Consider the following 9,045-nt stretch of genomic DNA (forward strand, 5'->3'; position numbering starts at 1 on the left):
GCAAAGCAGGGCGCTCCCGCCGCATTTTCAACGGGAGAGGTTTGATGGCTGACCGGGTCGATACACGCTACTGGCGCTTCTGCGCGTGGATGGGCCCGCTGTTCGTGGCGGTGTTCTTCGTGTGCTGGGGCTTGCTCGGCCACAACTTTCCCCCCTTCGCCCCCGATGCCCCCGCGTCCGAAGTGGCGACCTACTTCCGCACCCATGCCAACGGCGTGCGGCTGGGCATGGTCATCGCGATGAGCTTTGCCCCGGCCTATGGCGTGTGGGGCTATGCGGTCGCCAAAGTGCTCGAGCAGGTGATCGAAAAAGACAACATCCTCGTCCAGCTCGCCCGCGTCGGTGCGGCCTGGACCACGATCACCATTCTGGTGCCGACGTCGTTCTGGCTGACCGCCGCGTTCCGGCCCGAGGCGCTGCCCGACTGGATGATCCAGATGCTCTACGACATGGCGTGGCTCTTGATCGACCTCGCCTATGCGGTGACATCGGTGCAGCTGTTCGCACTGGGCGTGGGTTTCCTGGCCGACAGGCGCGCGGTGCCGCTCGTACCCAAATGGCTCGCCTGGTACGGCATCTGGGTCGGCTTCATGTTCGCGGTCGAATGCATCATGCCCTACTTTTTCAGCGGCGCGTTTGCGCGTTCGGGCATCCTCAACTTCTGGATCGAGTTCCTGATCTGGATGGTGTGGGTGCCGGTGCTGACCGGCTACACCCTCAAGGCGATCGGCCGGATCGAACGGGAGCAGGCCAACGGTGCCTGACACCGCCCTCGCCCCTGCCCCGGCCATGGGAATCGCATCCGCTGGAGGCCGCGATAATCGTGTCCTCCCGTCGGTTGCGGCGATGCCCGGCGATTCCGGCGTATGGGTGTTCATCTTTGCCGACATGTGCGCGTTTGCGGTGTTCTTCGCGCTGTTCGCGGCGGGCCGCATCGCGCAACCCGCGCTTTACGAAGCCTCGCGCCGGCAACTCGATCTGGCGCTGGGCCTGACCAACACGCTGGTGCTGCTGACCAGCGGCGCGTTCATGGCGCAGGCCGCCCGCAGCGCGCGTGCCGGCAACGCCCGCGCCACCCTGCGCTGCCTTGCCGCCACGCTGGGCGTGGGATCGCTGTTCGGCGTGTCCAAGACAATAGAATGGAGCGCCAAGCTGAACCACGGCATCGGCCTCACCACCAACGAGTTCTTCACTTACTACTTCGTGTTCACCGGCATCCATTTCCTCCATTTCGTCATCGGGCTGGGCGTGCTGGCGGTGCTGATCGCGCGTGTCCGCGCTGATGAACGGGCAGGCGACACGCTGGCTGCCGGGCGCGGCCGCGACACGCTGCGCTGGATCGAGGCGGGCGGCGCCTACTGGCACATGGTCGATCTGCTGTGGATCGTGCTGTTCGCGATGCTCTACCTGATGCGGGGCGCATGATGGCACCGCGCGCCGAACACGCCGCTGCCGTGCCGGTCTGGGCAATCTGGATCATGCTGGTGGGCGCGAGCGCGGTAGGCTTCGAACTGGCCGAAGGCCACGCCACCGCGCGCACCGCCGCGACGGTGGCGGTGGGGCTGGCCGCACTCAAGATCCATCTGGTGTTCGATCACTACATGGAACTGAAGTGGACGCACCGCCCCTTGCGCCCGATGCTGGCCGCATGGCTGGCGCTGGTCAGCGCCACGCTGCTGGCATCGATCTGGCTGACCTGAATTCAACTGCTGTGATGCAACCACCTGCCGTTCCCCCGGTAATCAAAGGGCGGCCTGAGGAGTAAAGACGATGTTCGACAATTCGGTACTCGCAGAACCCGAAATGGCGATCGACCCCGCGAACGACGGACGGCACGAGCTGCCCGACGTCGCGATGGGGCGCGAGAGCATTCCCTATATCGTCGTGCTGCCCGAGCACAAAATCGCGTTCTTCACCTACACCTGGGTGACCAAGGACAGCGTCGCCGGCGCCGCGCTGGCGGTGTTCGGCCCCGGCGTGGGCGGGCCCCCGATCCAGCAACGGCTGGCCGACCGGCCGGTGCCGCGCACCATGGGTTTCGACAAGTGGGAGATCGAAGGCTTCCGCATGGAGCAGGACCTCAAGTTCGACAAGGCGCACGTCCACTGGGAAACGCCCGAGGCAACGGTCGATTTCGACTTCGAAGCCACGCACCCTCCCTATTCCTACGGCGCCGATCCGCGCGGCTGCCCCGGCTATTGCGCAACCGACCGGGTCGAGCAGGCCGGGCGCGTCACGGGCACGCTGCGCCTTGGTGACCGCACGATCGAATTCGACGCCACCGGCCACCGCGACCACAGCTGGGGCACGCGCGACTGGGTACCGTTCATGCAGTACGAATGGTTCGTCGGCCAGGTCGGCGGGGACATCGCGGTGCACTTCTGGCGCTTCAACGCGCTCGGCAAGGAGCACGTGCGCGGTTATGTCTACAAGGATGGGCTGATGAGCCGCGTCGACACGGTCGAGGTCGATGTCACCTACGACAGCCAGTACTGGCAGACCGGCTACACCGCCCGGATCGTCGATGCCGCAGGGCGCGAAACGAACGTGCAGACAGAGGTGTTCGGGACCTATACGCTGGTGCCCGACCCGTCGATCAGTCTCAACGAAAGCGGCGGCGGGTCGATGATCGACGGCAAGGCGGGCGTCGGCTGGATGGAGTGCGCGTGGCCGACAAGCTACCTCGCCCACATCCGCGCCAACGGCCCGTACTGAAGGCCGGGACGAAACGGAGAGAATGACCATGGCCACCACCGCGCTGACGCGCCCGTCTGCCGATACCGAAATGGAAGCGGTCTATGCCCGCATCCTCAACCGGCGGCGGGACAACCGCCTGCTGCCGCCCTATCGCGCGGCGAAGAACGAGGACGTGGTCGATCTGCTCACGCGCTACTTCGTCGCCGAGCAGCCGGGCGCAACGGTATCGGCCGTGCGGCGCGTGGGCGGAGGCGCGTCGAAGGAGCAGTTCTTCTTCACGCTGACGACGCCCGACGGAAACGCTGAACAGTTCGTGCTGCGCATGGACCCGCGCGAGGCGATCACCGAGACCGACCGCCGCCGCGAGTTCGAGATTCTCGAGGCGATCCGCAGCACCGTGCCCGCCCCGCGTCCGCGCTGGCTCGATGCCGATGGCGCGCATTTCGGCCAGCCTGCGGTGATCATGGATGTGGTGCGCGGCGTGACCAAGCCGAGCGACGCCGGGATCAAGGTCAGCGGCCTTGGCACGTTTCTGGGCGCGGACTTGCGCGCCAAACTGCGCGACCAGTTCCTCGACTACCTCGTCGCGATCCACGGCTTCGACTGGCGCAACGCGCACCTGCCGAGTTATGAGATCCCCGACGCCGACCCCAAGCAGGCAGCGCGCTGGACGTTCAATTACTGGCGCGACCTGTGGCGCGTGGACGAAGGCGAGACACGCCCGATCATGGCGCTGGCCGAGCAGTGGCTGGCCGATAACCAGCCCGACACCGGCGATCTGACGATGACCCACGGCGACTACCGCACGGGCAACTACCTGTTCGACGAGGACACCGGCAAGATCACCGCGCTGCTCGACTGGGAGCTGGCGCGCGTGGGCGATTTCCACGAGGATCTCGGCTGGACGCTGATGCAGATCTTCGGTTGCTGGGAAGATGGCAAGTTCCGCGCGAGCGACCTGTTCGGGCGCGAGGAATTCATCACCGAATACGAGCGCCGCTCGGGCCGCACGGTCAATCGCGAGACGCTGCACTACTACGACGTGATGGCCAGCTGGAAATGCTACATCATCACCGCCGCCAACGGCATGGCCGCCGCGCGGAACGAGCACAACCATCAGGACGTGCTGTTGACGTTCCTTGCCACCGCCGACGCGATGTTCGCCGATGACCTGTGCCGCCTTCTCGCCCGGGAGCCCCGCGCATGACCCCCAACACCGACGACCGCATCGCCAGCGTCATCCGCGCGCTCAACGAAGTGATCCTGCCGCATCTTCCGCCCGAGGCCTCACTCGCGCTCGAACAGGGGCAGCTGGCCATCGGGCACTTGCAGATCCTGCGCGCGCAGCTCGATCACGTCCCCGCGTTCGAGGCCGAGGAGCTGGCCGATGCGAAAGCCATCGGCACCGAGCTGGCCGGCGGCGTGACCGGGGGCAAGGCGACGGCTGGCGCTATCGCCACGCTCCACGCCGCCGTGATTGCCAGCTTGCCTGCGGGCGACGCGCCCGCCGCGCGCAAGCAACGCCAGGCGATCCACGATGCGATCGAAGCACTGGTCCGCGCGGTCGCCGTCGATGGCGATGCTGCAGGCAAGTCCGCGCTGCATGGCATCATCCTGACGATGGAACTGGCGCGCTCGCAAAAGGACCGCAAGTGGTTCGCCCCGTTTGGCTTCGACACGATCTAGCGAGCAAGGACGCGTCGCCATGATCAGGCCTGAAGACTTCGATTTCCATTTCGATGCGGACTCCCATTGGCAGTGGGCCGAAACGATCGCGCTGCTGTTTTCGGTCCCCGAGGCGAACATCAACGTCAATGTCTATGTCGTGACGCGTCCGAAGATGGGCGTGTGCATGGCCGACATCACGATGATGGACCGCATCTCGGACTTGTGGGAGGACCAGCTCTATATCGACAACCAGCAGCACCTGCCCTGCCCGCAATCGCTGAGCGATTTTGCGCTGCCCAACGGATTGTCGCTCAAGGTCATCGAGCCGCTCAAGCGCATCGCGGTGAAGTATGAAGGCATCGACGACACGCGCTTCGATGTCGAATACGTCGCGCTGCACGATCCCTATGACATCAACGATCCGGCAATGGATCCCACCGCCGCCGCGCGCAACGGGCCGGCCTGGGATTCGAGCTGGTCGGGCCATTACGAGTGCACGTATCGCGTGCGCGGCACGCTGACCGTGCGCGGCGTGACCCACGCGGTCGACTGCGTTCAAACCGGCGACCGCAGCTGGGGCCCGCGCCCCGAGCGCGACAATTCGGCGGTGATCTGGTGGAACGCCAGCTGGGGCGAAGACCTGTCGGTACACCTGTTCACCGGGCACGACATCGCCAGCCGCACCGCGATGGGACCGCACATCAGCGGCTATGTGCTGGAGGACGGGAAGACCTACGGGATCACCGCTTCGGAAGGCGACCAGGAATACCGCGGCGCGATGCCGATCGGCGGGTGGATTTCGGTCACCGACGTGCGCGGCAAGACGTTCCCCATGACGTATTCGACCGTCAACGGCTGCTACTGGGCGGCCTACCCGTCAAACACCTACCTGCACGCCTCGCTGCGCGTGGCGCACGAGGGGCGCATCGGGCGCGGGCTGCAGCAACTGGGCCTCAGCCGCGCCTACCTCACCCGCCATCGCGACGCGATCCGCGCGCGCACCTGATCCAACCGGAGATTCCCATGCAAACGCAAGCAGCCGTCCTCAACCAGCCGAACGGCCCGTTCGACATCCAGACGGTCGAAATCGCCGATCCGCTGGCCGGTGAAATCCGCGTGGCGGTGAAAGCGGTGGGCATCTGCCACACCGACCTGGTCGTCGCATCGGGCGCGATGGGGCTGCAGTTTCCCGCCGTGCTGGGCCATGAAGGTGCCGGCATCGTCGATGCGGTGGGCGCGGGCGTCACCTCGGTCAAGCCGGGCGACAAAGTGCTGCTCACCTTCAACAGCTGCGGCCAATGCAAGCCGTGCAGCCATCACGAACCCGCCTATTGCAACCACTTCGTGCCGTACAACATGGTCGGCGTGCGCATCGACGGATCCACCCGCATCACCCGCGACGGCGCAGCGGTGTCGGACAATTTCTTCGGCCAGTCCTCGTTCGCGGGCTACGCCATCTCCAATGAGCGCAACGTGCTCAAAGTCGATGACGATGCGGACCTCGCCGTGCTGGCACCGCTGGGCTGCGGCATCCAGACCGGTGCCGGAGCCGTGCTGCGGTCGCTGGCCGCCAAGGCGGGCGAGACGCTGGTGGTGATTGGCGCGGGCGCGGTCGGGCTGTCGGCGGTAATGGGCGGCAAGATCGCCGGATGCGCCACGATCATCGCGATCGAGCCGCAGGAAGGCCGCCGCGCGCTGGCGCTCGAACTCGGCGCGACGCACGCGATCGATCCCAATGCGGGCGACGTGGTCGCGGCGGTGCGCGGCATCGTGGCCGATGGCGCGGACATGGTGGTCGATACCAGCGGCTACATGCCGGTGGTCGCGCTGTCGGTGAACATGATCGCCAACCGCGGCCGGATCGGGCTGGTCGGCGTCCCCGGCTCGCTCGACGCGGTGCTGCCCATTCCGGTGGTCCAGTGGATCACCATCGGCGGCACGGTGCGCGGGATTATCGAAGGCGACAGCGACCCGCTGGTGTTCCTTCCCGAACTGATCGCGCACCACAAAGCGGGCCGCCTGCCGATCGAGAAATTCTCGAAGACTTACCGGCTCGACCAGATCAACGAGGCGATCGACGATGCACACCACGGCAAGTGCATCAAGGCCGTGCTGCTGATCGACTAGGCGTTTTCCGACTGAGGATTTGTTGCGACCATGACCTATACTTCCATGCGGATCGACCGCGACGGCGGCCTGGCCCGCCTCACGTTCATCCAGCCGCAGCGCGGCAATCCGATCGACGGAGCATTCTGTGCCGAATTCTGCGACGTCGCCAACGAACTGTCGGGCGACCCCACGGTGCGCGCGGTGCTGATCACGGCAGAGGGCAAGGCGTTCAGCTATGGCGGCGACGTCGGGATGTTCCTCCAGAACCTCGACAAGCTGCCGCTGATGATCAAGCGCTGGACTGCCGACCTGCACATGGGGATCGCGCGGATGCAGCGGATGGACGCGCCGATCGTCGCGGCGGTGCACGGCATCTGCGCGGGCGGCATGTCGGGCATGGTCGCCGGATCGGACATCGTCGTGGCCGAACCGGGCACGCGCTTTGTCGCCGCGTATGCAGGGATCGGCTACTGCAACGATGCGGGATCGTCGATCATGTACACCCGCCGCATGGGCATTGCCCGCACGCGGCGGTTCCTGCTGATGAACGAGACGCTCGATGCGCCCGCCGCGCTTGCGCTGGGGCTGGTCGATGAAGTCGTCCCCGCCGACCAGCTGGCGACGCGCGCCGAGGCCATCGCCCGCCAGCTCGCAGCCGGGCCGACCAAGGCCTTCGGTGAAATCCGCCGCCTGCTCACCACCGTCGAGGACCAGCCGCTCGAAGCACAGATGGAACTGGAAGCGCAGGCGCTGTCGCGCATCGCCGCCACGGCCGACGCGCACGAAGGGCTGACCGCGTTCGGCGAAAAGCGCAAGCCTGCGTTCCGGGGGGAATGAACCAACCATGTGGCTCTATCCCGAAGTGCGGACGCTGGGCCAGTTCATCGCCTACCATGCGACGCATACACCCGATCGCCGCGCGCTGGTGTGGGGTGACCGCACGATCAGCTTCGCAGAATACGACCGCGCCGCCAACCGCGTCGCCAACGGCCTGCTCGCGCGCGGGGTGGAGGTGGCCGACCGCGTCGGGTTTCTCGGCCTCAACAGCCCGGATTTCTACTTCGCGCTGACCGGCACGGCCAAGACGCGCGGCGCGTTCACGGTGTTCAACTGGCGGCTGGCGGTGCCCGAACTGGCCCAGCTGATCGCCGATAGCGACACGCGGCTGGTGATCGTCGAACGCGGGCTGGAAAGCCTGTGGTCGGCTGCAGCCGCGCTGACCGATCGCGCGATTGAGGTGATCTGGATCGATGAACAGGCCACGCTCGAAACGATCTTCGCCGCCGAACCCGATACCGCGCCCGACCTGTTCATCAGCGAGGAAGACACCGCGATCCAGCTTTACACCTCGGGCACCACCGGCTTGCCCAAGGGCGTGATGCTGAGCCACGGCGGGTTCAACCGCATTCGCCTGTGCGAACATCTCGAGCCGACCTATCACTGGACCGACGACGACATCTTCATCAACCCGCTGCCCAATTTCCACCTGCTGTCGATCGGGATCGCGTTCCAGTGCCTTTACAACGGCGTGGCGGTGTCGATCGTGCGGCAGTTCGATCCGGCCACCGTGCTGGCGACCATCGCGCGCGACCGGCCGACGCTGCTCACGCTCACCCCCACGATGATCCAGATGCTGCTCGATCATCCCGCTGCGGCGGCCACGGACTTTTCCTCGCTGCGGCTGACGCTGTATGCCGGATCGCCGATCTCGCTGGGGCTGATCCGCCGGGCGATTGCGGTGATGCCGTGCAAGTTCATGCAGTTCTATGGCGCAACCGAAGCCAGCGGCGCGTTCTCGATCCTGCGCCCCGATGAGCATGACCTGAGCGACGAAGAGTCCCTGCAAAGCTGCGGCCGCCCGCTGCCGCTGATCGAGTTCCGCATCGTCGATACCGCAGGCCACGACGTGCCCGAGGGCGAGCCGGGCGAACTCATCATCCGCGCGCCCGCGATCACCGCCGGCTACTGGAAGCAGCCCGAAGCCACCGCCAAGACGCTCAACAACGGCTGGTATCGCTCGGGCGATGTCGCGCGGCGGGATGCCAAGGGCCTGTATTACATCGTCGACCGGGTGAAGGACATGATCGTCTCGGGGGGCGAGAACATCTACTCGGCCGAAGTCGAAAATTGCCTCTCGACCCACCCGTTGGTCGCGGCGGTCGCGGTCATCGGCGTGCCCGATCCGCGCTGGGGCGAGGCGGTCAAGGCCTGCATCATCGCCAAGCCCGGCAGCGTGCTCGACGAAGCTACGCTGATCGCGCACGCCCGGGCGAGCCTGGCCGCCTACAAAGTGCCCAAGAGCGTGACCTTCATGGAAAGTTTCCCGCTGGTGCCCAGCGGCAAGGTCTCGAAGAAAGATTTGCGCGCGCCGTTCTGGGAAGCCGAAGCCCGGGGAGTCGCATGATATCCGACGAACGCAATCTCGCCTGGCAACGTTATGCCGCCTGGTGCGGGCCGCTGTTCGTGATCACGTTCGTCGCGTCGTGGGGCTGGATCGGCATGAACCTGCCCCCGGCCGGACCGGGACTTTCGGCGGTGGAGATCGCCCGCCACTATGCCGAAAACGGCTTT

The 9,045-nt window shown here is 66.1% G+C and carries 10 protein-coding genes; all 10 read left to right on the forward strand.

The window, feature by feature from the left end; translation table 11 throughout:
• The first annotated feature begins 44 nt into the window (after window positions 1-44).
• The 10 genes from NL2_RS12540 to NL2_RS12585 all read left to right on the forward strand — a co-directional run bounded on the left by NL2_RS12540 (window position 45) and on the right by NL2_RS12585 (window position 8,878).
• Window positions 45-764 (forward strand): hypothetical protein, encoded by a 720-nt coding sequence (locus NL2_RS12540; protein WP_068075729.1) that lies wholly within the window; start codon window positions 45-47, stop codon window positions 762-764.
• Window positions 765-846: 82 nt separating this feature from the next.
• The gene (locus NL2_RS12545) at window positions 847-1,425 is read left to right on the forward strand and encodes a cytochrome c oxidase subunit 3 (protein ID WP_068075731.1); all 579 of its coding nucleotides are present in this window, start codon (window positions 847-849) and stop codon (window positions 1,423-1,425) included.
• On the forward strand, window positions 1,422-1,700 hold the full coding sequence (locus NL2_RS12550; protein ID WP_068075733.1) for a cytochrome C oxidase subunit IV family protein: 279 nt from the start codon (window positions 1,422-1,424) through the stop codon (window positions 1,698-1,700). The genes NL2_RS12545 and NL2_RS12550 overlap by 4 nt, the downstream gene beginning before the upstream one ends.
• Before the next feature lie 70 nt (window positions 1,701-1,770).
• A complete protein-coding gene (locus NL2_RS12555) occupies window positions 1,771-2,715 on the forward strand; it encodes a DUF7064 domain-containing protein (protein ID WP_068075735.1) in 945 nt (314 codons plus the stop codon).
• A 22-nt stretch (window positions 2,716-2,737) separates the two neighbouring features.
• The gene (locus tag NL2_RS12560; RefSeq protein WP_084356067.1) at window positions 2,738-3,904 is read left to right on the forward strand and encodes a phosphotransferase family protein; all 1,167 of its coding nucleotides are present in this window, start codon (window positions 2,738-2,740) and stop codon (window positions 3,902-3,904) included.
• Complete coding sequence (locus NL2_RS12565) at window positions 3,901-4,383, forward strand: hypothetical protein (RefSeq protein ID WP_068075739.1); 483 nt, start codon at window positions 3,901-3,903, stop codon at window positions 4,381-4,383. Before NL2_RS12560 ends, NL2_RS12565 begins: the two co-directional genes overlap by 4 nt.
• Window positions 4,384-4,402: 19 nt before the next feature.
• The gene (locus NL2_RS12570; protein ID WP_068075741.1) at window positions 4,403-5,371 is read left to right on the forward strand and encodes a DUF7064 domain-containing protein; all 969 of its coding nucleotides are present in this window, start codon (window positions 4,403-4,405) and stop codon (window positions 5,369-5,371) included.
• A gap of 17 nt (window positions 5,372-5,388) precedes the next feature.
• Complete coding sequence (locus NL2_RS12575) at window positions 5,389-6,492, forward strand: NAD(P)-dependent alcohol dehydrogenase (protein WP_068075743.1); 1,104 nt, start codon at window positions 5,389-5,391, stop codon at window positions 6,490-6,492.
• A gap of 30 nt (window positions 6,493-6,522) precedes the next feature.
• Window positions 6,523-7,311 carry an enoyl-CoA hydratase/isomerase family protein gene (locus NL2_RS12580; RefSeq protein WP_068075745.1) on the forward strand — a complete coding sequence of 263 codons (789 nt, stop codon included), beginning with the start codon at window positions 6,523-6,525 and terminating at the stop codon, window positions 7,309-7,311.
• A gap of 7 nt (window positions 7,312-7,318) precedes the next feature.
• A complete protein-coding gene (locus NL2_RS12585) occupies window positions 7,319-8,878 on the forward strand; it encodes a long-chain-fatty-acid--CoA ligase (RefSeq protein ID WP_068075747.1) in 1,560 nt (519 codons plus the stop codon).
• Window positions 8,879-9,045: the final 167 nt, after the last annotated feature.

It is taken from the genome of Novosphingobium lentum NBRC 107847 (assembly GCF_001590965.1).
GTDB classification, from domain to species: domain Bacteria; phylum Pseudomonadota; class Alphaproteobacteria; order Sphingomonadales; family Sphingomonadaceae; genus Novosphingobium; species Novosphingobium lentum.

Excerpts from the sequence above, each read along its gene's own strand:
- NL2_RS12575 (WP_068075743.1), top strand. The coding sequence starts at position 5,389 with ATGCAAACGCAAGCAGCCGTCCTCAACCAGCCGAACGGCCCGTTCGAC.
- NL2_RS12555 (WP_068075735.1), top strand. The coding sequence starts at position 1,771 with ATGTTCGACAATTCGGTACTCGCAGAACCCGAAATGGCGATCGACCCC.
- NL2_RS12540 (WP_068075729.1), top strand. The coding sequence starts at position 45 with ATGGCTGACCGGGTCGATACACGCTACTGGCGCTTCTGCGCGTGGATG.
- NL2_RS12545 (WP_068075731.1), top strand. The coding sequence starts at position 847 with ATGCCCGGCGATTCCGGCGTATGGGTGTTCATCTTTGCCGACATGTGC.
- NL2_RS12565 (WP_068075739.1), top strand. The coding sequence starts at position 3,901 with ATGACCCCCAACACCGACGACCGCATCGCCAGCGTCATCCGCGCGCTC.
- NL2_RS12585 (WP_068075747.1), top strand. The coding sequence starts at position 7,319 with ATGTGGCTCTATCCCGAAGTGCGGACGCTGGGCCAGTTCATCGCCTAC.
- NL2_RS12550 (WP_068075733.1), top strand. The coding sequence starts at position 1,422 with ATGATGGCACCGCGCGCCGAACACGCCGCTGCCGTGCCGGTCTGGGCA.
- NL2_RS12570 (WP_068075741.1), top strand. The coding sequence starts at position 4,403 with ATGATCAGGCCTGAAGACTTCGATTTCCATTTCGATGCGGACTCCCAT.
- NL2_RS12580 (WP_068075745.1), top strand. The coding sequence starts at position 6,523 with ATGACCTATACTTCCATGCGGATCGACCGCGACGGCGGCCTGGCCCGC.
- NL2_RS12560 (WP_084356067.1), top strand. The coding sequence starts at position 2,738 with ATGACCATGGCCACCACCGCGCTGACGCGCCCGTCTGCCGATACCGAA.